We start from the raw sequence: 22,406 nt of genomic DNA, 5'->3' as shown, positions 1-22,406 counted from the left end.
CCAGCCGTGTCGGCGGGGCCGCGTGCGCCAGCGGAGTCGGCCGCGTCGGCGGCACCGGCGAGCCGGAGTCGCACCGAGTCGGCGACGTGGCGGTCCACGGCCAGCACCTCGACCAGGGCCCGCGCCTCGTTCGCGGCGTCGCCGTCGACCGGAAGCGCGATCTCCAGCCGGTCGCCCACCTCGGGCACCCGGCCCAGCTCCCGCATGACCAGCCCCGAGACCGTGTCGTACTCGGGGGCCTCGGGCAGCTCGATGCCGGTGCTGTCGGCGACCTCGTCGATCCGCCAGCGCGCCGGCACCACCCAGGACCCGTCGTCCTGCCGGGCCGGGGCCCGGTCCGGCGGATCGTCCTCGTCGCGGATCGGGCCCACCAGCTCCTCGGCCAGATCCTCCAGCGTGATCACGCCGGCGAAGCCGCCGTACTCGTCGACCACGCAGGCGAGCTGCCGGTGCCCGGCCCGCAGCCGGTCCAGCACCGTCGGCAGCGGCAAGGTCTCGGGCACCAGCAACGGGGGTACGGCCACCGCGCTGACCGGGGTCGTCGCGCGCTCGGCCGGCGGCACCGTCAGCACGTCGGCGATGCCGACCACGCCGACCAGGTCGTCGACGCCGTCGGCGCCGCGTACGGGAAACCGGGAGTGCCCGGTGTCGAGCAGCTCCACCACCCGGCTCAACGGCTCGTGCGCCCGGACGGTGTGCACGTCGACCCGGGGCACCATGGCCTCCCCGGCGGTCAGCTCCCGGAAGTCGAGCCCCCGGTCGAGCAGGTCGGACATCTCCGCGTCGAGGTGCCCCTCCTCGCGGGACTCGGCGATGATCTGCTCCAGATCCTCCGGGGTGGCCCCGCTGGGCAGCTCCTCGATCGGCTCGATGCCGAGCCGGCGCAGCAGCCGTACGGCGGCCTTGTCGAACAGGGTGATCACCGGCCCGGCGATCTTCAGGTAGAGGAGGGTGGACCGGCTCAGCGCCCGGGCCAGCGGCTCGGCGCGGGCGATCGCCAGGTTCTTCGGGGCCAGCTCGCCGAGGACCATCTGCACGACGGTCGCGATGACCAGCGCCAACGCGACCGACAGCGGCAGGGCCACGGCCGTGGAGACCCCGGCCACGCCGAGCAGCTCGGCCAGCCCCGCGCCCAGGTACGGCTCGGCGACGTAGCCGACCAGCAGCGCGGTCACGGTGATGCCGAGCTGCGCTCCGGAGAGCATGAACGACAGCCGGCCGGTGACCTCCAGGGCCCGCGCGGCGGCCTGGTCGCCGTCGTCGGCGAGCTGCCGGAGGCGGCCCCGGTCCACGGCGACGTAGCCGAACTCCTGGGCCACGAAGTAGCCGGTGGCGGCGGTGAGAACGGTGATGAGGACGAGTCCGACGACGATCAACACGGGCCGCTCAGGGCTCCCGGGGTCGTCGGAACGGGAAGATGCCGGGCACGACCCGGCTGGCTACTGCTGCCCTCCTGGGCAGAAGAGTCGATCATGCCGCCATTTTATCGGCCTCACCTGAGCGCCCGCTGAAGGTGTAAGGAAGGGCCCCTTGTTAACGCATACGGTATAGAAGGGCTCCCTTCTCACCCGCTGGGTGGAACGAGCCCCCTGCTAACAGGGGGCCCTTCCTTACCCCTCGTCGGCGAGTTCGTCGGTGTCGAGGAGAGAGCGGTCGACCCGGCCCGAGCGGTACGCGGCGCGGCCGACCATCTGGGCCGCCACCGGGGCGGTGGCCAGTTGGAAGACCGCCACCAGCACGATCATGCCAATGTCGTCCGGGGTACGCAGGCGCAGCGCCACCCCGGCGAGCAGCAGCAGCACGCCGAGCACCTGCGGCTTGGTCGCCGCGTGCATCCGGTCGAGCACGTCCGGGAAGCGCAGCACGCCGATCCCGGCGGCGAGGCTGAGCAGCCCCCCGGCGACCAGGCAGCCCGCGCCCAGCCAGTCGGCCACGACACCGGCGCTCGGCCAGTCGGGCGCGGCCCAGACGCCGGGTGGAGCGTCGAGAGCCGCCCTCAGCGGGGCGGCGAGGACGTGGGCCGCGGTCACGGCTCCTCCCGGACGGCGAAGCGGACCAGGGCCACCGCGCCGACGAAGCCGAGCAGGGAGAGCACCACGAGCACGGGCAGGGTGGTGGCGTGCCGGTTGACCGCCGCCTCCGCGCCGACCGCGCCGGCCATCGTGTTGAGCAGGACGTCGGCGGCGATCACGCGGTCGAGCAGGGACGGGCCGCGGTACATCCGGACCAGCGCCAGCAGCGCGGTGACCGACAGGAGCACGGTGAGCACGGTGGCGAGAGCGACCTTCACTGGTCGGCCCCCCTCTCGGTGGGCGGAACGGGACCGCTGGGCGGAGCGGAACCGGTGGGCGGAACGGGACCGGTGGGCGGAGCGGAACCGGTGGGCGGAGCGGGACCGGTGGGCGGAACAGGACCGGTGGGCGGAACGGGGCGGGAGGCCAGGCCGGGAGGGGCGGCGAGGGCGGTGAGGAGGCGGAGTTCGGCGGCCGAGCCGATCGCGCGGACGATCCGGCCCTCGGTGGCGAGGATCCGGTCGCGGCTGTCGGCCAGGTCCTGCGGCCCGCGTACGTCGAGCACGTGCACGTAGAGCAGGCCCCGCCCCCGGTCCACCTCGACGATCAGGGTGCCGGGCACCAGCGAGATCGCCTCCGCCGTGAGCGCCAGGTTCAGGTCGGTGCGCACGCGCAGCCGTACCGCGATGATCGCGCCGCGGGGCCGGTAGCCCGGCCGCACCGCGATCCAGGCCACGTGGATGCTGGCGCTGACCAGCTCGGTGACGAACCGGACGGCCAGGTCCAGCAGCGCCCGTGGGCGCAGCCGGCCGCCGAAGGTGACCGGCGGCAACGGGAAAAACAGCAGCACCGCCCCGCCGACGAGCAGTCCACCGAGCAGGTTTCCCCAGGAGAACCGCCCCCAGAGCAGGCACCAGATCAGCGCCATCCAGGCCAGCGTGAGCAGCCGGTCCCGCCAGCGACCGATCCGGGCGCGCGCCCGGGTCACCGGGGCGTCGGGGTCGACGACCGGCCCCCGACGCCGGCCCCCACCGGCCCGCCCGGTCACCGCACACCCCGCCCAGGACCGCCGGGGCCGCCGGCCCGCCCGGTCACGGCGCGCCGCCGGGGAGGACGGCGCGCACGTACGGGGTGCGGGCGCGCAGGTCGGTCGCCGCGTCGGTGGTCACCCCGAACAGCGGGCCGGCGGCCACGGTGAGCACCAGGCCCAGCGCGACCAGCGCCGTGGTGGCGCCGACCATCAGGGCGGGCAGTCGGGTCGGCGGGTCGGCGGCGGCCAGCCGGGGGGCCCGCCAGAACGCGATGTTCCACACCCGGGACGCGACGTAGAGGGTGAGCAGGCTGGTGACGGTGCCGGCGGCGACCAGCACCCAGGGCAGCACGCCGCCTTCGCCGACACCCGCCTGGAGCAGGCCCAGCTTGCCGAGGAAGCCGGACAGCGGCGGGATCCCGGCCAGGTTCATCGCCGGCACGAAGAAGAGCACCCCGAGCAGCGGGGCGACCCGGGCCAGGCCGCCGAGCCGGCGCAGGTCGGTGCTGCCGGCGCGCGCCTCGACCAGCCCGGCGACCAGGAACAGGGTGGTCTGGATGGTGATGTGGTGCACCACGTAGAAGATCGCCCCGGACAGGCCGGCGACGCTGCTCAGCGCCACCCCGAAGATCATGTAGCCGATATGGCTGACCAGGGTGAACGAGAAGAGCCGCTTCATGTCCGACTGGGCGACCGCGCCGAGGATGCCGACCACCATGGTCAGCCCGGCCACCACCATCAGCAGCCCGGCGACCTGGCCGCCGGGGAACAGCAGGGTCTCGGTGCGGATGACCGCGTACACGCCGACCTTGGTGAGCAGGCCCGCGAAGACGGCGGTGACGGGGGCGGGCGCGGTCGGGTAGCTGTCCGGCAGCCAGGCCGACAGCGGGAACACGGCCGCCTTGATCCCGAAGGCGAGCAGCAGGGTGAGTTGCAGGGCGAGGCGTACGTCGGCGGGCAGCGCGTCGAGCCGCCCGGCGAGCTGGGCCATGTTGACGGTGCCGGTGGCGGCGTAGACGAGCCCCACCCCGGCCAGGAAGATCATCGAGGACAGGATGCTGACCACCACGTACGTCGACCCGGTCCGGATCCGACCCTCGGTGCCGCCGAGCGTGATCAGCACGAAGCTCGCCGCCAGCAGGATCTCGAAGCCGACGAAGAGGTTGAACAGGTCGCCGGCGAGGAAGGCGTTGGTGACGCCGGCGGTGAGCACCAGGTAGGTGGGGTGGTAGATGGTGACGGGGGCCGACTCGCCGATGTCCCCCCGGCCCTGCCCGATCGAGTAGAGCAGCACGCACAGCGTCACGGCGGAGGAGACCACCAGCATCAGCGCGGCGAGCTGGTCGGCGACCAGCACGATCCCCACCGGCGGGGGCCAGCCGCCGACGCTCACCACGACCGGCCCGTGCCGGTACGCCTCGACGAGCAGCACCACGGCGACCGCGAGGGTGGCGGCCAGCACCACCACGCTGACGGCGCGCTGGAGCCGGGGGCGGTTGGCCAGCAGCAGGGTGAGGGCGGCGCCCAGCAGCGGCACCACCACCGGCAGCGGCACGAGCGGCCCGTACCCCGTCACGGCGTCTCCCCCCGGTGCTGCCGGCGCAGGTGCGGCTCCGGGTCGACCTGTTCCGGGTCGCCGTCGGCGCCCTCGCCGCCGAGGTCACGCGCGGGCAGCTCGTTGCGGGCGGCCAGCTCGGCGACCTGGCGGTCCTCCAGGTCGTCCTGCACCTCGTCGTTGCCGGTGAGATACCAGCTGCGGTACGCCACGGCCAGCAGGAACGCGGTGAGCCCGAAGGTGATGACGATGGCGGTGAGGACCATCGCCTGCGGCAGCGCGTCGCTCATCCGGTCGACGGGCGCGGCGCCGACGACGGGCGCGTCGCCGGACCGGCCGGCGAGCAGGATCAGCAGGTTGACCCCGTTGCCGAGCAGGATGAGGCCGAGCAGGATCCGGGTCAGGCTGCGCTCCAGCAGCAGGGTGACGCCGGTGCCGGCGAGCACCCCGACGGCGACGACCAGCACCAGGGTCGATCCGCTGCTGTTCACGGCCGCCGCCCCTGCGGGTCGACGATCAGCCCGCGTTCGGTCTTGCCGGCCGCCTCGATGTGCCGGTCGACCTCCGCGCCGAGGCTGCGCAGGATGTCCAGCACCAGGCCGACCACGATCAGGTACACCCCGATGTCAAAGAAGAGCGACGTGACGACGTAGAAGTCGCCGACGCCGGGCAACCACAGGTCGAGTTTCGCGCTCTGGAGCACGGACCCGCCGGCGAGGAGGGCGAACGCGCCGGTGCCGACGGACACCGCCAGGCCGGCCCCGAGGATCGTGCCGGCCCCGACGGGGGCCGCCTCGGCCAGCTCGTACCGGCCGCCGGCGAGGTAGCGCACGGCCAGGGCGAGGCTGGCGACCAGGCCGCCGGAGAAGCCGCCGCCGGGCGCGTTGTGGCCGGAGAAGAGCAGGAACAGGGAGAACAGCACGATGGTGTGGAAGAGCAGCCGGGTGACCACCTCGAAGACGATGGACCGGCGGCGCTCCGCGAGGGTGGGGCCGCCGCGCAGCCACACCGGCCGCTGCGGACCCCGCCGGGCAGGGCGCTCGGGGCGGGGGCGGCGCGGGCGGGGACCGGTGCGGGACCGCCGGAAGATCAGGCTGGCCACCCCGGTCGCGGTCACCACGAGCACCGAGAGCTCGCCCATGGTGTCCCAGGCCCGGATGTCGACCAGGGTCACGTTGACCACGTTGCGGCCGTGCCCCTCGCTGACGGCGAGGCCGGGGAAAGCCAGCGAGACCGACGGCGCGGTGCGGGCGCCCACCGCGACCAGGCAGAGCCCGGCGAGGACGAGCCCGACGGCGGCCCCCACCGCGCGGCGCGCCCACCGGCTGCGGCGCAACGGGCGGGCGGAGAACCGTTCGGGCAGGCGGCGCAGCACCAGCACGAAGACCGCGATGGTCGCCGTCTCCACCAGGAACTGGGTGAGCGCCAGGTCGGGCGCGCCGTGCAGGACGAACATCATCGCGGTGCCGTAGCCGGTGACCCCGACCAGCAGCATGGCGGTGAGCCGGCGACGCGCGCCGACGGCGAGCAGCGCGGCGACCGCCGCCACCACGCCGACGACCAGTTGCAGCGGCGTGTCCCACAGCGGGACCCGCTGCCGCCACGGGCCGGCGGCCAGCATCGCCCCGCCGGGCACGACGACGAGGACCAGCAGGATCGTGCCGAGGTACAGCGGCAGGGAGCCGCGCTGGGTGGCGCTGGTGACCTCGATGGCGAGCCGGTCGAAGCGGTGGGTCAGCCACTCGTACCCCTGCGCGCCGCTCACGGGCGCGCGCAGCCGGGCCAGCGCGGGGGCGAGCGGGCCGCGCAGCGCGAACAGGGCCGCGCCGCCGGCCAGGGCCAGGACGGACAGGCCGAGTGCCAGGGTCGGCCCGTGCCAGAGCGCGAGGTGCTCGGGCACCGGGCCGAAGAGCTCGGCGTACGGGCGCAGCAGCGCGCCCGCCGGGCCGGCGGCCAACCCGGCGGCCAGCCCGGCGACGGCCAGCAGGGCGGGCGGCACGAGCATGGCGGCGGGCACGGGCTGCGGCTCGGTCCGTTCGGCGTGCGGGCGCGTGCCGAACGCCCCCCAGACGAACCGGGCCGTGTAGGCGACGGTGAGCACCGTGCCGGCGACGAGCCCGGCGAGGACCACCGGCTGGTCGGTGAACGCGGCGAGGACGGCCTCCTTCGCGACGAAGCCGACCAGCGGGGGCAGCCCGGCCATCGAGGCGGCGGCCAGCGTCCCGACGGCGGCCAGCAGCGGGGCCCGCCGCCCGAGCCCGGACAGTTCCCGCAGGTCGCGGGTGCCGGCGCTGTGGTCGATCGCGCCGACGACGAGGAACAGGGCCGCCTTGAACAGGGCGTGCGCGAGCAGCATCGCCGTGCCCGCGAGGGCCGCCTGCGGGGTGCCCGCGCCGAGCGCCACGGTGAGCAGGCCGAGCTGGCTGACGGTGCCGTAGGCCAGCAGCAGCTTCAGGTCGCACTGGCGCAGCGCGGCCCACCCGCCCGCCAGCATGGTGAGCAGGCCGGCGGTGACCGTCACGGGCCGCCACGGGCCGGCGGTGGCCAGCACGGGGGCGAGCAGGCCGAGCAGGTAGACGCCGGCCTTCACCATCGCCGCCGCGTGCAGGTAGGCGCTGACCGGCGTCGGCGCGCACATCGCCTGCGGCAGCCAGCCGCTGAACGGCAGGACAGCCGACTTGGCCAGCGCCCCGGCCAGCACCAGCAGCACGGCGGTGACCAGGTAGCCGCCGGCCGGCAGCCCGGCCCCGGCGAGTTCCGACCAGCGGTAGCCGCCGGTGTGCCGGCCGAGCATCAGGAAGCCGACGAGCATCGCCAGCCCGCCGAACGTGGTGACCGTGAGCGCCTGCGCCGCCGCCCACCGGCTGGCCCGCCGCTCGGCGCTGTGCCCGATCAGCAGGTAGGAGAAGACCGTGGTCAGCTCCCAGAAGACGTAGAGCAGCAGCAGGTCGTCGGCGAGGACGAGGCCGAGCATCGCGCCGGCGAAGGCCACGAGCACGGCCGCGAACCGGGCCAGCCCGGCCGAGCCGGCGGCGAAGTAGCGCGCGCAGTAGACCAGCACGAGCGCGCCGACGCCACCGACGAGCAGGGTCATCAGCCAGGACAGGGTGGTCAGCCGCAGCGCCAGCTCCAGCCGCAGTTGCGGCACCCAGTGGTACGCCTCGACGACCGCGCCGCCGTCGCGCACGGCCGGCGTGCGGGCCACGGCCCAGCCGAACGCGGAGGCCGGCACGAGCGCGAGGGGGTAGCAGGCGCGCGGTCCCCACCACCGGACCAGCAGCGGCGCGACGAGCGCCGCCACCAGGTGGAGGATCAGCAGTACGAGCACCCGCGCTCCCGGTCGTGGTGGCAGCAGCGCGCCCGAGGGAGACGCCTATTAGCGATCAGACGCCAGTTTCCGGCCCGATGGGCGCTTTTGCCGGAATTTTCCGGGCCCCGACGCGCATGGGCCGGCTCCGCGCGCCGGGGCCGCGAGCGTCGCTTGGCTATCCTCGCCGCCGTGAACGCAGTGGAGATCGAAGCACCCGTCGTCGGCGTCACCGTCTATCCGGACCGGGCCCGGGTCACCCGCCGGGGCAGCGCCCGGCTGGCCGCCGGCGAGCACCGGGTACGCGTCGCCCCGTTGCCGCTGGGGTTGCACCGGGACTCGCTGCGGGTCGGCGGCCGGGGCGCGGCGAGGGTGCTCGGCGTGGACGTGACCACGTGGCGGCAGGCGCGCAGCGCCGACGGGCAGGTCCGCGAGCTGGAGGAGCGCAGCCGGGAGCTGACCGACGAGCTGGCCGGGGTCGACGACGCGTACGCGGTCGAGGAGCAGCGGGGACAGTTCCTCTCCGGGCTGGCCGAGCGGGCCGGTGGCACGTACGCCCGCGCGCTCGCCGCCCGTGACGCCGAGCCGGCCGACGTGGCGGCCTTCGCCGACTCGGTGGCCGGGCAGCTCGCCGACTCCCACGGGCGGCGTCGGGAGTTGACCCGGCGGCGGACCGAGCTGGCCGAGGAGCTGGCGGCGGTGCGGCGGCAGTTGGAGGCCGCGCACGGAAAGCGGGAGCCGGACCGGCTGGCCGCCGAGGTGACGGTGGCGGTGGACGCCGACGACGCCGAGCTGGACCTGGAGCTGACCTACCTGGTCGACGGGGCCCGCTGGCAGCCCTCCTACGACCTGCGGCTGGTCGACGACGCGGTGACCGTGACCTGGTTCGGCCTGGTCAGTCAGGACACCGGCGAGGACTGGCCGGAGTGCGTGCTCCAGCTCTCGACCGCCCGGCCGGCGGCGGCGACGGGCGTGCCCGAGCTGTCGCCCTGGTATCTCGACCGGGTCCGGCCGCTGCCCCGGGCAGCCATGCCGGCGGCGAGCTTCGGCGGGCCGCCGGTGCCCGCGCCGCCCGCCGGGCCGGCGTTCGAGGTCGCCGTGGGGGGCGGGGCGGCCCGCGCGGGCGCGCCGCGCCCCAAGGTGCACGAGAGCGTGGCCACGGTCGAGCAGGGCGTCAGCGCCGCCACCTACCGGCCGGCGCGGCCGGTGGCGGTGCCGGCGGACGGCAGCGCGTACCGGGCGACGATCGCCGTGCTGGAGCTGCCGGCGCGGCTGGACCACGTGACCGTGCCGGTGCGCGCGGCCGAGGCGCACCTGCGGGCGACGGTGCGCAACACCTCGGCGCACACGCTGCTGCCCGGCCCGGCGGCGGTCTTCCACGGGGCCGACTTCGTCGCGGCCACCCGGCTGCCGACGTGGGCGCCCGGCGAGGAGACCGAGCTGGCGCTCGGGGTGGACGACCGGGTGCGGGTGGAGCGGAAGCTGGGCCGGCGCGCCGAGACCCGGGCCACGCTCGGCTCGACCCGGCGACGGGACGTGGAATACCGGATCTCGGTGGCCAACCACACGCCCCGGCCGGCGACGGTGGAGGTGCGCGACCAGTTGCCGGTGTCGCGCGACGAGGCGGTGGTCGTGCGGGAGGCCACCATCGCCCCGCCGCCGGCCGAGCGCACCGAGCTGGGCGAGCTGACCTGGCGGCTGCGGCTTGAACCGGGCGACAGCGGCGAGGTCGTCATGGGCTTCCGGGTCGAGCTGGCCAAGGGGGTGGAGCTGGCCGGCTGGCGGGAGTGACGGCTCAGACCAGCAGGTCGCGGCGGGTCTCGACGAGCAGGTCGGGGCGGTCGAGCTGGACGACGACCCGGTTGACCACGCGCTGCGCGGCGGCGAGCGAGCGCACGGCGAGCAGCCGCCCCCGGCTCTCCCGGCGCAGGACGAAGAAGTGGACGGCGGCGCGGACCTGCCCCCGGTCGGCCGCGCTGGACTGGGCGGTCTGCCGGACCAGCTCGCGCAGGCAGGCCGCGAGCCGCTCGGCGAGCTCCAACTCGGGGCCGTGCAGGCCGGCGCGGAGTGCGGCAAGATGGCTGTCGACCTTCCGGATGAGCACGTCGGTGCCCGCACCGACACTCCGCTCCTCGACGATCATCCGCACTCCTCCATGTCTCACCGCCCCGAAGTTACTCTAAGTCGCGACATGGAAGCAAGCAGTTAAGTAAGACTTAACGGAACAAAGCGCCATTTCCTCCACGGTCCGGCCGCGGTTCGTCGCGCGCGCCGGCCGCCGGCACCGGTACCAGCCCGCCCGGATGTCCCACCCCCGAGGCAGGATGGATGCCGTGGTGGAGGTGACGGCCGGGTTCGGCCCGGCGGAGGCGGCCCGGGTGCTGGCGGGTTTCGGCCCGGCGACCCGCGAGTGGTTCTCGGCGGCCTTCGCCACGCCCACCCCCGCCCAGATCGGGGCCTGGCGGTCGGTGGCGGCCCGCAGCAACGCCCTGGTGGTCGCGCCCACCGGCTCCGGCAAGACCCTCGCGGCGTTCCTCTGGTCGCTCGACCGGCTGGCCGCCGCGCCGCCGCCGGCCGAGCCCCGCCAGCGCTGCCGGGTGCTCTACGTCAGCCCGCTCAAGGCCCTCGCCGTCGACGTGGAGCGCAACCTGCGCGGGCCCCTGGCCGGCATCCGGCAGGCCGCCACCCGGCTCGGCGTCGCCCCGCCGGAGATCACCGTCGGGATGCGCACCGGCGACACCCCCGCCGACGAGCGGCGGGCCTTCGCCCGTACCCCGCCGGACATCCTCATCACCACCCCCGAGTCGCTGTTCCTGCTGCTCACCTCCGCCGCGCGGGACTCGCTGCGCGGGGTCGAGACGGTCATCGTCGACGAGGTGCACGCGGTCGCCGGGACGAAGCGCGGGGCGCACCTGGCGCTCTCCCTGGAACGGCTCGACGAGCTGCTGCCGGCCCCCGCCCAGCGCATCGGCCTGTCCGCCACGGTCCGGCCGATCGACGCGTGCGCCCGGTTCCTCGGCGGGGCCCGCCCGGTCGACGTGGTGCAGCCGCCCAGCGCCAAGACCATCGAGGTCAGCGTCGAGGTCCCGGTGGAGGACATGACCCGCCTCGACGACCAGGAGCCGCCCCCCGACGCCCTGGGCGGCCCCGGGCCGCGCCGGGCCTCGATCTGGCCCGCCGTCGAGGAACGGGTCTACGCGCTGGTCCGCGCGCACCGGTCGACCATCGTCTTCACCAACTCCCGGCGCAGCGCCGAGCGGCTCTGCGCCCGCCTCAACGAGCTGGCCGCCGAGGAGCTGGCCGGCGCGGAGGCGACCGGCGGGGCGCCCGCCCGGCCGCCGGCCGAGGTGATGGCCCAGGCGGGGGCGGCGGCCGGGGTCGCCCCGGTGGTCGCCCGCGCCCACCACGGCAGCGTCTCGCGGGAGGAGCGCAAGCACATCGAGGAGGCCCTCAAGTCCGGCCAGCTCCCCGCCGTGGTCGCCACCTCCAGCCTGGAGCTGGGCATCGACATGGGCACCGTCGACCTGGTGGTGCAGATCGCCGCCCCGCCCAGCGTCGCCGCCGGCCTGCAACGCGTCGGCCGGGCCGGGCATCAGGTCGGCGCGGTCTCCCGGGGCGTGGTCTTCCCCAAGCACCGGGGTGACCTGCTCTCCTGCACCGTCGTCGCCGAGCGGATGGCCGCCGGGGCGATCGAGGAGCTGCACCACCCGCGCAACCCCCTCGACGTGCTGGCCCAGCAGATCGTCGCGATGGTGGCCCTCGAACCGTGGCGGGTCGGCGACCTGGCCGTCGTCGTCCGCCGGGCCGCGCCGTTCGCCGAGCTGCCCGACTCCGCGCTGCACGCCGTGCTGGACATGCTCTCCGGGCGTTACCCGTCGACCGCGTTCGCGGAGCTGCGCCCCCGGCTGGTCTGGGACCGCGCCGCCGACGTGCTCACCGGCCGGCCCGGCGCGCAGCGGCTCGCCGTCACCAGCGGCGGCACCATCCCCGACCGGGGCCTGTTCGGCGTCTTCCTCGCCGGGGCGGAGCGGGCCGCCCGGGTCGGCGAGCTGGACGAGGAGATGGTCTACGAGTCGCGGGTCGGCGACGTGTTCCTGCTCGGCTCGTCGTCCTGGCGGATCGAGGACATCACCCCCGACCGGGTGCTGGTCTCCCCCGCCCCGGGCCAGGCCGCCCGGATGCCGTTCTGGAAGGGCGACCAGCTCGGCCGCCCGGTGGAGCTGGGCCGGGCCATCGGCGCGCGGGTGCGGGCCCTGCTGCGCCACGGCGACGAGGCGGCGGTGGCCGCGCTGCGCGCCGGCGGGCTCGACGACTGGGCCGCCGGCAACCTGGTGGCCTACCTGCGGGAGCAGCAGGCCGCGACGCGGTCCCTGCCCGACGACCGCACCGTGCTGGTCGAGCGGTTCCGCGACGAGCTGGGCGACTGGCGGCTCGCCGTGCACAGCGTGCTCGGCGCCCGCGTCAACGGCCCGTGGGCGCTGGCCATCGGCCGCCGGCTCGCCGAGCGGTACGGCGTGGACGCCCAGGTCATGCCGTCCGACGACGGGATCGTGGTGCGGCTGCCCGACACCGCCGACTCCCCGCCCGGCGCCGACGTGGTGCTCTTCGAGCCCGACGAGATCGCCCAGCTCGTCGAGGAGTCGGTGGGCACGTCGGCGCTGTTCGCGTCCCGGTTCCGGGAGTGCGCGGCCCGGTCGCTGCTGCTGCCCCGCCGCGACCCGCGCCGCCGCCAGCCGCTGTGGCAGCAGCGCCAGCGGGCCGCCCAACTGCTCGACGTGGCCCGCGAGTACGCCGACTTCCCGGTCACCCTGGAGGCCGCCCGGGAGTGCCTCCAGGACGTCTTCGACCAGCCGGCCCTCGCCGGGCTGATGCGCGACCTGGCCGCCCGCAGGGTGCGCCTGGTCGAGGTCGAGACCGAGCGGCCGTCGCCGTTCGCCCGCTCGCTGCTGTTCGGCTACGTGGGGGCGTTCCTCTACGAGGGCGACGCGCCCCTCGCCGAGCGGCGGGCCGCCGCCCTGGCGCTGGACTCGGCGCTGCTCGGCGAGCTGCTCGGCCGGGTCGACCTGCGGGAGCTGCTCGACCCGGCGGTGCTCGCCGAGACCGACCGGCAGCTGCGCTGGCTGACCGCGCAGCGCCGGCCCCGCGACGCGGAGGACGCCGTCGAGCTGCTGCGCACCGTCGGCGACCTGTCGGAGGCGGAGCTGGCCGAGCGGGGCGTGCCCGTCGACTGGCTCACCGCTCTGGCGGCGGCCCGCCGGGTGCTGCGCGTGCGGGTCGCCGGCGAGGAGCGCTGGGTCGTCGTCGAGGACGCCGCCCGGCTGCGCGACGCCCTCGGCGTGGCCCTGCCCGTCGGGGTGGCGGGGGCGCACCTCGCCCCGGTGGCCGACCCGCTCGGCGACCTGGTCGCCCGCTACGCCCGCACCCACGGCCCGTTCGCCGCCGCCACCTGCGCCGCCCGCTTCGGGCTCGGCGTGGCCGTCGTCGAGCAGGAGCTGCGCCGGCTCGCCGCCGCCGGGCGGGTCGTCTCCGGCGAGTTCGCCCCCGACACCGTGGGCACCCAGTGGTGCGACGCCGAGGTGCTGCGGCTGCTGCGCCGCCGTTCCCTCGCCGCGCTGCGCCGGGAGATCGAGCCGGTGTCACCGAGGGCCCTGGCCGCGTTCCTGCCCCGCTGGCAGCAGGTCGGCACGTCGGCGCGGGGGCTGGACGCCGTCGCCGCCGCCGTCGAGCAGTTGCAGGGCGCGGCCGTGCCGGCGTCCGCCCTGGAACGTCTGGTGCTGCCCGGCCGGGTCGCCGACTACTCCCCCGCCCAGCTCGACGAGCTGTGCGCCGGTGGCGAGGTGCTGTGGGCCGGGTCCGGGGCGATCTCCGGCGGCGACGGTTGGGTCACCCTCGCGTACGCCGACGCCGCGCCGCTGCTGCTGCCGCCGCCCGACGACGCGCTGACGCGTACCCCGTTGCACGACGCCGTGCTCGACGCACTCGGCGACGGGCAGGCGCTGTTCTTCCGGTCGCTGTCCGACCGGGTGGGCTGCACCGACGACGCGGCGCTGACCGCCGCGATCTGGGACCTGGTGTGGGCGGGGCACCTCACCAACGACACCCTCGCCCCGCTGCGGGCGGCGCTCGGCGGCGGCGGGGCGCACCGGTCCCGGCCGACCGCGCCGCGCACCCGGTTGCGCCGACCCGGCCGGGTGGCGCTGCCCAGCCGCAGCGGCCCGCCCAGCGTGGCGGGCCGCTGGTCGCGGCTGCCGGAACGCGACCTCGACCCGACCCGGCGGGCCGCCGCGCTCGCCGACGTGCTGCTGGAGCGGCACGGGGTCGTCACCCGGGGCGCGGTCGCCGCCGAGCAGGTGACGGGCGGGTTCGCGGCCGTCTACCCGGTGCTGGCGGCGCTGGAGGAGCGCGGGGCGGCCCGGCGGGGCTACTTCGTGGAGGGGCTGGGCGCGGCCCAGTTCGCGGTGCCCGGGGCGGTCGACCGGATCCGCGCCCTCGCCGACCCGGCGGCGGGCCGGGGCGGCGACGGTCACGAGGCCGGGGGGCGCGGCGGGGGCGAGGCCGGGAGCCGGGGCCGGGCGCTCGTCCTCGCCGCCACCGACCCGGCCAACCCGTACGGTGCGGCGCTGCCCTGGCCCGAGCGGGCGGTCGACTCCGGCGACGGGGTCGCCCCCGTGAGCGGGCACCGGGCGGGGCGCAAGGCCGGCGCGTTGGTCGTGCTGGTCGGCGGCGACCTGGTGCTCTACGTCGAGCGGGGCGGCCGGACGATCCTCTCCTTCGCCGACGCCCCGGACGCCCTCGCGGCGGCCGGCAGGGCGCTCGCCGACGCGGTGCGCACGGGCGCGCTCGGCGCGATCTCGGTGGAGCGGGCCGACGGGGAGGCCGTGTCGGCGTCCCCGCTGCGCGACGCGCTGACCGCCGCCGGCTTCCGGGCCACCCCGCGTGGCCTGCGCCTGCGCGGCTGAGGCCGCTGACCGGCGCGCCGACCCCCACGAGCGAGCGACGCCGGCCCGGCGGAACGCCGGGCCGGCATCAGCCCATCACCAACGGACCGGCCAAGCCAGCCTCACGGTCAGCGCAGGCTCCACTGCTGGTTCTGCTGGCCGTTGCACGACCAGAGGATGAGCCTGGTGCCGTTGGCGGTGCCCGCGGCGTTGGCGTCCAGGCAGAGCCCGGACTGGGCGTTGGTGATGGTGCCGTTGGCGTTGACGTTCCACTGCTGGTTGGCGCCGCCGTGGCAGTCCCAGATGATCACCTGGGTGCCGTTGCTGGTGCCGGCGCCGCTGGCGTCGAGGCACTTGGTGCCGTACACCTGGAGTTGCCTGCCCGCGGTCTGGGTCCAGCTCTGGGCGGCGGCGCCGCCGGCGCAGTCCCAGAGTTGGGTCTGGGTGCCGTTGGTGGTGCTGCCGTTCGGCACGTCGACGCAGCGCCCGGACTGGCCGCCGACGATCTGCCTGCCCTGGGCGGGGCTGCTGGTCGGGGTCGGCGTGGGCGTCGGCGGGGTGGTGCCGTCGAACTGGGTGAAGAAGCTCCACACCACCGGCCGGGTCCAGGACTTCTCGCCGGGGGCGTACGGGTCGGCGGAGCCGTCGACGGCGTTGGGGGCGTGCGGGCCGTCGAACGGGGCCCAGGCCACCGGGTAGCCGGCCCGGCATCCCGAGTAGTAGGTGAGGGTGTGGGTGAGGCTGCCCTGCGCCGGCTCGGGCGGGTTCTGCGGGGTGCAGCCGTTGTTCCTGACGAACCGGTCGCGCAGCGACCGCCCGGTGGAGATGGGGATGGTGCCGTCGCGCAGGCCGTGGATGCCGATGTACGCGATGGGCTGGGTGCCGCCGCTGCATCCGCTGAGCTCCGCGCCGGAGTAGACGGCGACCGCCCGGAAGACCGTGGCCCGCGCGCAGGCGATGGCGTAGCTCATGCCGCCGCCGTAGCTGAAGCCCATGGCGAAGCGCTGCGTGGTGTCGACGCACAGACCCGCCTCGATCTGCCGCATCATGTCGTCGACGAAGGTCAGGTCCCGGCCGCCGCTGTTGGCCCAGCCGTTGCCGATGCCCTGGGGCGCGACGAAGATCGCCGAGTTGTTCGACAGCGCGCGGAGGCCGTAGTAGGACCACGGGTAGCCGCTGGTGCCGCCCGAGTCGACCTCGTTGGCGGTGCCGCCGTTCCAGTGGAACGCAAAGATCAACCGGTAGGGATGGTTGCGGTCGTAGTTGTCGGGGATCCGCAGGATGAACGTGCGGTTCTGGCCGCCGCTGGAGATCGTGCGGGTGCCGCTGGTCAGGGTGGGCGCCTGGCCACAGCCGGCGGTCGTCGCGAGGGTGCCGACGTCGTTGGCGTACGCGACCGGGCCGGCTCCGGCGGCGACCGCCGCGCCGCCCGCCGCGAGGACGAGCGCCGCCGCGCCCGCGACGGCACCGACGACGAGCCGATGTCTCCACATGTGGCGACTCCTTCTTGGATCGGGTCCTTGGCGGATCGGCCGTCCGGCGGGCAGGCGTCGGGCACGCGACCGGAAGCAGCCTCAATCCATCGATTAACGTTAAAGTAATACGTATGACGTATGCCGTCAACACGGCCCGATTACGCGCGGAGAGCCTGCGGATCCGGCGCGGCAGGTCCACGGCGGTCTCGCCACCGCCACGACACCGGGACAAAGCCGGCAACCGGGCCGACAACGGGCCGCCAACCGGGCCGGAAAAGACGAAAGGCAAGGAGTCGACGACTCCCTGCCACTCTCAACATATACCGCACCCCCGGCCTTGCGGCAAGACCCGGGTCATGCCGCAGAATCGTCCGCCGGGCCCCGTAGCTGCGCATTTCGGCGATCCGCGCGGCTTTGGACGGGCTCGTCTATTTATGGGGGAGATTCATGTTCGACGTGATCGTGGTCGGGGGCGGCCCGACCGGCCTGATGCTGGCCGGCGAGCTGCGGCTGCACGGCGTGCGCACCCTGCTGCTGGAGAAGGAGACGGAACCGACCCCGGTCGTACGCGCGCTCGGGCTGCACGCGCGCAGCATCGAGATCATGGACCAGCGCGGCCTGCTGGAGCGGTTCCTCGCGCTCGGCACGGTGTACCCGGTGGGCGGCTTCTTCGCCGCCATCCCCAAGCCGCCGCCGACCGGGCTGGACAGCGCGCACGCGTACGTGCTCGGCATCCCGCAGACCACCACCGACCGCCTGCTGGCCGAGCGCGCCGTCGAGCTCGGCGTCGAGATCCGGCGCGGGGGCGAACTGGTCGGGCTCAGCCAGGACGACCACGGGGTGACCGCCGAACTGGCCGACGGCACCCGGCTGCGCTGCCGCTACCTCGTCGGCTGCGACGGTGGCCGCAGCACGGTGCGCAAGCTGCTCGGCGTCGCCTTCCCCGGCGAGTCCAGCAGGGTCGACACGCTGCTGGGCGAGATGCGGCTGACCGCCTCGCCCGAGACCCTCGCCGCCGTGAGCGCCGAGGTCCGCAAGACCCAGCTGCGCTTCGGCGCGATGCCCCTCGGCGACGGCGTGTACCGCGTCGTCGTGCCCGCCGAGGGGGTGGCCGAGGACCGCCGGGTCCCGCCGACCCTCGACGAGGTCAAACGGCAACTGCTGGCGTACGGCGGCACCGACTTCGGCGTGCACTCGCCACGCTGGCTGTCCCGCTTCGGCGACGCCACCCGGCTGGCCGAGCGCTACCGGGTCGGCCGGGTGCTGCTCGCCGGCGACGCGGCGCACGTCCACCCGCCGACCGGCGGGCAGGGGCTCAACCTCGGCGTCCAGGACGCTTTCAACCTCGGCTGGAAGCTCGCCGCCCAGATCGACGGCTGGGCGCCGCCGGGGCTGCTGGACAGCTACGAGACCGAGCGGCGTCCGGTCGCCGTCGACGTGCTGGACAACACCCGGGCGCAGATGGAGCTGATGTCGACCGAGCCGGGGGCCCAGGCCGTACGCCGGCTGGTGGCGGAGCTGATGGACTACGAGGACGTGAGCCGACACCTGACCGAGAAGATCATCGCCATCAGCGTCCGGTACGACTTCGGCGCGGGCCACCACCTGCTCGGCCGGCGGCTACGCGACGTCCGGCTGGGGCGCGGACGCCTCTACGAGCTGACCCGCGGCGGCCGGGGGCTGCTGCTCGACCGGACCGGCGGGCTCTCGGTGACGGGCTGGGCCGACCGGATCGACCACGTCGTCGACAGCAGCGACGAGCTCGACGTGCCCGCCGTGCTGCTGCGGCCCGACGGCCACGTGGCGTGGGTCGGCGACGACCAGCAGGACCTGCGCGACCACCTACCCACCTGGTTCGGCCCCGCCACGACCTGACCCACCACCCACCCACCCCGCCCGCCCCGCCCCGCCCCACCCTGCCCCGGGTCGGGTCGGGTCGGGGCGGGGCGGGGCGGTGATCAAGAGAAAAGCGTCAGAGTTGATCTCCACGATGACACAAACCTCTTGATCACCGGGGCGGTGGGCGGGGCGGTGGGTGGGGCGGAGGGTGGGGCGGAGGGTGGGGCGGAGGGTGGGGCGGTGGGGTGGGCGGGGTGGGGTCAGGTGAGGGTGGCGATGACCGCGCGGACCATGTGGCGGCCGTGTTCGGCCATGCGGGGGAAGGTGTGCCGGTAGTAGTCGATGCCGGTCAGCGAGGGCGCGAGCGCCCAGCCGCAGGCGCGCCGCCAGGTGGTGTCGTCGTACCCGATCGCCTCCCGGTAGGTCTCCCGGGCCGCGCCGGTGAACGTCCACAGCGCCGGGGCCACGTCCGGGGCCGGATCGCCGACGCCGAGCGCGCCGAAGTCGATGGCCGCGACCAGCCGGCCGTCGTCGTCGACGACCAGGTTGCCCGGCTGCAGGTCACCGTGGATCCACACCGGCTCGCGGTCCCACTCGGGAGCGGCCAGGCAGACCTCCCACGCCGCCTCGGCGGCGCGCACGTCGAAGCCGTCGTCGTGCGCGGCGAGCCGGGGCAGCACCCGCCGCACGGCGTCGTCGGCGTGGCGCAGGGCGGCCCCCCGGGAACCGGGCGGCTTGGCCGGCCCCCGGCCGGGTCCACCCCGTGCAGGGCCCGCACGAAGCCCGCCAGGTCGCGGGCCAGGGACACGTCGGCGCAGCCGAGCCGGGGCGGCGTGCGTCCCGCGAACCACGGCACCACGGTCCACGGCCACGGGAATCCGGCACCCGGCTCGCCGATGTGCACCGGGACGGGCACCCGCGCGGGCAGGTGGGGGGCGAGCGCGGGCAGCCACCGCGCGTCGGACTCGGCCTGGCCGACCGCCCAGGCGATCTTGGGCATCCGGGCGACGAGTCGATCGCCGATGCGGAAGAGGACGTGGTCGGTGCCCTCCACCTCGTCGGGCAGGGGCGTCACGGGAAGGTCGGCCCACTGGGGACACTGGGCCGCCACCAGGCGGCGCACCTGCTCGGCGGTGGCGCGGATCTCATCGGCGTGAATGGGCACGACCGGCACGGTAGAAGACACCGCCGCGGGCATCCACCGGTTATCCGGGCGGGAGCGGAGCGGGACCTGCCGCGTCAGGCGACCGTGGCCGCGTCGGCGGTGCCGCCACCCGCCTCTCCCCGCGCCGGGTCGGCCGGCCGGCCGCCGGCGGCGGGCGGCTCCCCGGCGGCCCGCGCCTCCTCGGCGGCCCGGCCGGGTGGCAACGCCCGCAGCCGGCGCACGTCCCGGCTGGCCAGCATGCCCCCGACGGCGAGCACCACCAGCCCGGCGAGGGCCAGCAGCGTGTCGCGGGCCCCGATCGTCGCGGCGAGCGGCCCGACCGCCACCTGGCCGAGCGGCATGGCGATCCAGGACCCCAACATGTCGTACGAGTAGACGCGCGCCAGCCGGTCGGCCGGGATGTGCTGGGCGATCGACGTGTCCCAGGCCACCGTGAACTGTTCGACGGCGATGCCGACGGCCAACGCGGCGGCCACCAGCACGAGGATCGTGGGCGCCAGGGCCAGCCCCAGCAGCAGGAGCGACTCGGCGAACATGCAGGCCACGCCGAGCAGCAGCAGCCGGCGCACCCGGATCCGCAGGGCGATCAGCCCGCCCAGCACCATCCCGACGGTCTGCGCGGCCAGCACCACGCCCCAGCCGCTGCGGCCGACCGTCGAGTCGGCGACGGCCGGGCCGAGCACGTTGACGCCGCCGGCCAGGCACGCGTTGAGGACCATGAAGCCGAGCACCACCGCCCACACCCACGTGCGTGCGGTGAACTCCGTCCAGCCCACCCGCAGGTCGGCGACGACACCCGTACGGCTGCTCCTGGCCTTCGGGGCGGCGACCCGGACGCCGGCGAAGGCCACGGCCGCGACGGCGAAGGTGGCCGCGTCGACGGCGAGCCCCCAGCCGGGCCCGACAGCGGCCACGAGGAGGCCCCCCGCCGCCGCGCCGCCGATCGAGCCCGCGTTGATGCCGAGCCGGATGAGCGCGTTGGCCTGCTGGAGCAGATCGGGCGGCACGGTCTGCGGCGTCGCGGCGGCCGACGCCGGCTGGGCCAGGGCGCTCACGACGCCGTTGGCCGCGCCGAGCGCCAGCAGCAGCGGGATCGTCGCCGTGCCGGTGAGCACGACGGCGGCCACCGCCGCCTGCGTCGCCGCGCCCAGCGCGTTGGAGCCGACCAGCACCAGCCGGCGCGGAATTCGGTCGGCCACCACGCCGCCGAAGAGCACGAACAGCACGGTCATCAGGGATCTGACGCCGACCACCAGGCCCAGGTCACGCACCGAACCGGTCAGGTCGAGCACGGCGAAGGCCAGGGCGATGGGCGCGACGCCGTTGCCCAGCATGTTGACCATGCGGCCGGCGGCCAGCCAGCGGAACGCGCGATGGCGCAGCGGAGCGAGCACCGGTCCCCCAGGTGACGTCGGTCGCGTCCGGCCGGCCGCGAGACACCCGCAATGATCGCCGTTCGGCGCGTCCCGATCGACCCGTTTCGGGCCGACGGCGGCTGACGCGGAAGGGCGGCCGTCGCCGGGTCGGGGTATCCGGAATGAGTATGGATGCGGATGGGCCAGGCGGCACCGCCCTGGCAACGTCACGTACATGAATGATGCGGAAGCGCCGCGCCGGGGCTCGTTCGGGTTGAGCCTCCTCGTCGCATTCGGCTGGTACGCCACCGTGCTCGCCGCGATCTTCGTCGGACGCGCAGGCGTGCCGACGAACCCGAACCGGGACTGCTCCGCGGCGTTCGACTGCCTGAAGCCGCAGGAGGAGTTCCTGCTGGCGGCGATCATCGGCGCGCCGGTTCTCGCGGCCATGCTGCTCACCACGCTGGCGATCACCGCGCCGCTCGCGCGCCGGATCCCCTCCCCCGCCCTCGCCGGCACCCTGGCGGCGTCGATCACCGCCGGGCTCGCCGTGCTGGCCGGCGGATTCTGGCAGGCCGCCCGGTGAGGCGCGTCGGGCTCGGCGCGCTCTTCTTCGCCTGGCTCTATGGCGTGCCGTTCCTGTTCGTCGTCGGGCTGGTCCGCCGGGTGTCCTCGCCCTACGTGCCGACCCACGCGGCGGCGCGGGCGTTCGGCGCGACCACGGAGACCCTCCTGACCACGGCGCTGGTGCTCAACCTGGTGCTTCCGGTGGTCGGGGCGCTGCTGGCGCGGCTCGCCCGCGACGCATACTGGACGTGCCACTTCGCCTGGTCCCCTGCGGGCGTGGTGCTGATCTACCTGGTGGTGGCGATGGCGGGGAGCCTGGCCACGGGGCCGTTGTTCAGCTGGACGCCGCCCGTGGGCGCGCCGCCCAGCGTCGTCGTCCCGCATGTCCCGGCCGGCGACGGCCTCGACGCCGCGATCAGTCGACCCGCTCACCCGGCATGAGGCCGCGCTTTTTGGCCTCGAACTCCGCCGTGCTCAGCGCGCCCGAGGCCCGCTGGTCGGCGTACCGCCGGATCAGGGCGACGCGGTCGATCGCCGGCACCCGGCGGCGGCCCGCAGCAGAGTCGGCCAGGTCGGCTCTGAGCGCGACGAACTCCTCCCGCGTCAGCGCCCCGGTGCTCCGCAGCTCGTTCAGGGCCTTCATCCGCGACCAGGCATCGGGCCCGGCAGCCGGCTGCCCGTCCCGATGCCGCAGGTCGCCGGTGTTCGTCCGGCGGGACCCGGTGCCGCCTCCGCGCCGCCTTCGGACGAGCTGCACGAGACCGACGACCCCGACGATCAGGCCCATCGGGATGGATATCGCGGCCACGATGGACGCGCCCAGCTTCGCGTCCGGCGGCATGGTCGGCTGCGTGAGCACCTTTACCAGCATGGCCGCGCCGCCTCCGGCGAAGCCGACGGTCCACAGGATCTGCCCGGAGCCCGGCTCGGTGAAGCTCCGCCCGCCTCCGACGAGACCCACGATCCACATGACCGCACCGGCCATCGGCACCCAGAACCAGACCGCCGAGCCCTCGGGGCACGGGTTGGCGACCACGTAGGAGCCGCCCGTGGAACAGCTGCCGATGTCGAGCACATGATCCAGCCCGATGCCCAGCAGCACGATGCCGGTCAGCCCGACGACCAGGCTCACGATCTCACGTGCTGAGGCCTTCATTCTGCGC

At 75.4% G+C, this 22,406-nt stretch carries 16 protein-coding genes and 1 pseudogene; 5 read left to right on the top strand and 12 right to left on the bottom strand.

All coding sequences use genetic code 11. The features are described from left to right. Window positions 1-59 precede the first annotated feature (59 nt). The 7 genes and pseudogenes from O7628_RS21455 to O7628_RS21425 all read right to left on the bottom strand — a co-directional run. Window positions 60-1,379, bottom strand: a pseudogene (locus O7628_RS21455) (hemolysin family protein); the annotation flags it as partial. Between the two features lie 231 nt (window positions 1,380-1,610). Further along, window positions 1,611-2,030, bottom strand: coding sequence for a monovalent cation/H(+) antiporter subunit G (gene mnhG / locus O7628_RS21450; protein WP_278133109.1), 420 nt, complete (start codon window positions 2,028-2,030; stop codon window positions 1,611-1,613). After that, complete coding sequence (locus O7628_RS21445) at window positions 2,027-2,290, bottom strand: monovalent cation/H+ antiporter complex subunit F (protein WP_278133108.1); 264 nt, start codon at window positions 2,288-2,290, stop codon at window positions 2,027-2,029. The genes mnhG and O7628_RS21445 overlap by 4 nt, the downstream gene beginning before the upstream one ends. Further along, window positions 2,287-3,060, bottom strand: a complete 774-nt coding sequence (locus tag O7628_RS21440; protein ID WP_278133107.1) for a Na+/H+ antiporter subunit E — start codon at window positions 3,058-3,060, stop codon at window positions 2,287-2,289. The genes O7628_RS21445 and O7628_RS21440 overlap by 4 nt, the downstream gene beginning before the upstream one ends. Window positions 3,061-3,103: 43 nt before the next feature. Next, a complete protein-coding gene (locus tag O7628_RS21435; protein WP_278133104.1) occupies window positions 3,104-4,618 on the bottom strand; it encodes a Na+/H+ antiporter subunit D in 1,515 nt (504 codons plus the stop codon). Next, window positions 4,615-5,088 (bottom strand): Na(+)/H(+) antiporter subunit C, encoded by a 474-nt coding sequence (locus O7628_RS21430; protein WP_278133102.1) that lies wholly within the window; start codon window positions 5,086-5,088, stop codon window positions 4,615-4,617. The genes O7628_RS21435 and O7628_RS21430 overlap by 4 nt, the downstream gene beginning before the upstream one ends. After that, window positions 5,085-7,925, bottom strand: a complete 2,841-nt coding sequence (locus O7628_RS21425) for a Na+/H+ antiporter subunit A (RefSeq protein WP_278133101.1) — start codon at window positions 7,923-7,925, stop codon at window positions 5,085-5,087. Before O7628_RS21425 ends, O7628_RS21430 begins: the two co-directional genes overlap by 4 nt. A 171-nt stretch (window positions 7,926-8,096) precedes the next feature. On the opposite strand from O7628_RS21425, the gene O7628_RS21420 reads away from it, so the two are divergent. Further along, window positions 8,097-9,695 (top strand): DUF4139 domain-containing protein, encoded by a 1,599-nt coding sequence (locus O7628_RS21420; protein ID WP_278133098.1) that lies wholly within the window; start codon window positions 8,097-8,099, stop codon window positions 9,693-9,695. Between the two features lie 4 nt (window positions 9,696-9,699). Here O7628_RS21420 and O7628_RS21415 read toward each other — a convergent pair whose 3' ends face one another. Then, window positions 9,700-10,047, bottom strand: coding sequence for a hypothetical protein (locus O7628_RS21415; protein ID WP_278136374.1), 348 nt, complete (start codon window positions 10,045-10,047; stop codon window positions 9,700-9,702). 190 nt (window positions 10,048-10,237) lie between these two features. Here O7628_RS21415 and O7628_RS21410 point away from each other — a divergent pair, with 190 nt between their 5' ends. Continuing rightward, window positions 10,238-14,863 carry an ATP-dependent helicase gene (locus O7628_RS21410; RefSeq protein ID WP_278133097.1) on the top strand — a complete coding sequence of 1,542 codons (4,626 nt, stop codon included), beginning with the start codon at window positions 10,238-10,240 and terminating at the stop codon, window positions 14,861-14,863. Between the two features lie 107 nt (window positions 14,864-14,970). Here O7628_RS21410 and O7628_RS21405 read toward each other — a convergent pair whose 3' ends face one another. Then, window positions 14,971-16,335 (bottom strand): ricin-type beta-trefoil lectin domain protein, encoded by a 1,365-nt coding sequence (locus O7628_RS21405; protein ID WP_278133095.1) that lies wholly within the window; start codon window positions 16,333-16,335, stop codon window positions 14,971-14,973. A 429-nt stretch (window positions 16,336-16,764) separates the two neighbouring features. Between O7628_RS21405 and rox the strand changes: the two genes are divergently transcribed. Further along, entirely contained in the window at window positions 16,765-18,192 is a 1,428-nt protein-coding gene (gene rox, locus O7628_RS21400; protein WP_278133093.1) for a rifampin monooxygenase, read from the top strand. 224 nt (window positions 18,193-18,416) lie between these two features. Here the strand turns inward: rox and O7628_RS21395 are convergent, their stop codons facing one another. Both O7628_RS21395 and O7628_RS21390 read right to left on the bottom strand, forming a co-directional pair. After that, entirely contained in the window at window positions 18,417-19,007 is a 591-nt protein-coding gene (locus tag O7628_RS21395; RefSeq protein ID WP_278133091.1) for a phosphotransferase, read from the bottom strand. Window positions 19,008-19,395: 388 nt separating this feature from the next. After that, entirely contained in the window at window positions 19,396-20,715 is a 1,320-nt protein-coding gene (locus O7628_RS21390; RefSeq protein WP_278133089.1) for an MFS transporter, read from the bottom strand. Window positions 20,716-20,911: 196 nt separating this feature from the next. On the opposite strand from O7628_RS21390, the gene O7628_RS21385 reads away from it, so the two are divergent. Both O7628_RS21385 and O7628_RS21380 read left to right on the top strand, forming a co-directional pair. Continuing rightward, entirely contained in the window at window positions 20,912-21,262 is a 351-nt protein-coding gene (locus O7628_RS21385; protein ID WP_278133087.1) for a hypothetical protein, read from the top strand. Then, window positions 21,259-21,684 (top strand): hypothetical protein, encoded by a 426-nt coding sequence (locus O7628_RS21380; protein ID WP_278133085.1) that lies wholly within the window; start codon window positions 21,259-21,261, stop codon window positions 21,682-21,684. The genes O7628_RS21385 and O7628_RS21380 overlap by 4 nt, the downstream gene beginning before the upstream one ends. On the opposite strand, the gene O7628_RS21375 is transcribed toward O7628_RS21380, so the two are convergent. Next, window positions 21,659-22,399, bottom strand: coding sequence for an SHOCT domain-containing protein (locus tag O7628_RS21375; protein ID WP_278133083.1), 741 nt, complete (start codon window positions 22,397-22,399; stop codon window positions 21,659-21,661). The two genes, O7628_RS21380 and O7628_RS21375, sit on opposite strands and share 26 nt — an antisense overlap. Between the last annotated feature and the right edge of the window lie 7 nt (window positions 22,400-22,406).

This window comes from Micromonospora sp. WMMD956, assembly GCF_029626125.1.
Classification (GTDB): Bacteria; Actinomycetota; Actinomycetes; order Mycobacteriales; family Micromonosporaceae; genus Micromonospora; species Micromonospora carbonacea.
Note: the sequence above shows the minus strand (reverse complement) of the source record. Positions and strands in the feature narration are given on the sequence as shown.

Excerpts from the sequence above, each read along its gene's own strand:
- O7628_RS21415 (WP_278136374.1), bottom strand. The coding sequence starts at position 10,047 with ATGATCGTCGAGGAGCGGAGTGTCGGTGCGGGCACCGACGTGCTCATC.
- rox (WP_278133093.1), top strand. The coding sequence starts at position 16,765 with ATGTTCGACGTGATCGTGGTCGGGGGCGGCCCGACCGGCCTGATGCTG.
- O7628_RS21375 (WP_278133083.1), bottom strand. The coding sequence starts at position 22,399 with ATGAAGGCCTCAGCACGTGAGATCGTGAGCCTGGTCGTCGGGCTGACC.
- O7628_RS21385 (WP_278133087.1), top strand. The coding sequence starts at position 20,912 with ATGAATGATGCGGAAGCGCCGCGCCGGGGCTCGTTCGGGTTGAGCCTC.
- O7628_RS21405 (WP_278133095.1), bottom strand. The coding sequence starts at position 16,335 with ATGTGGAGACATCGGCTCGTCGTCGGTGCCGTCGCGGGCGCGGCGGCG.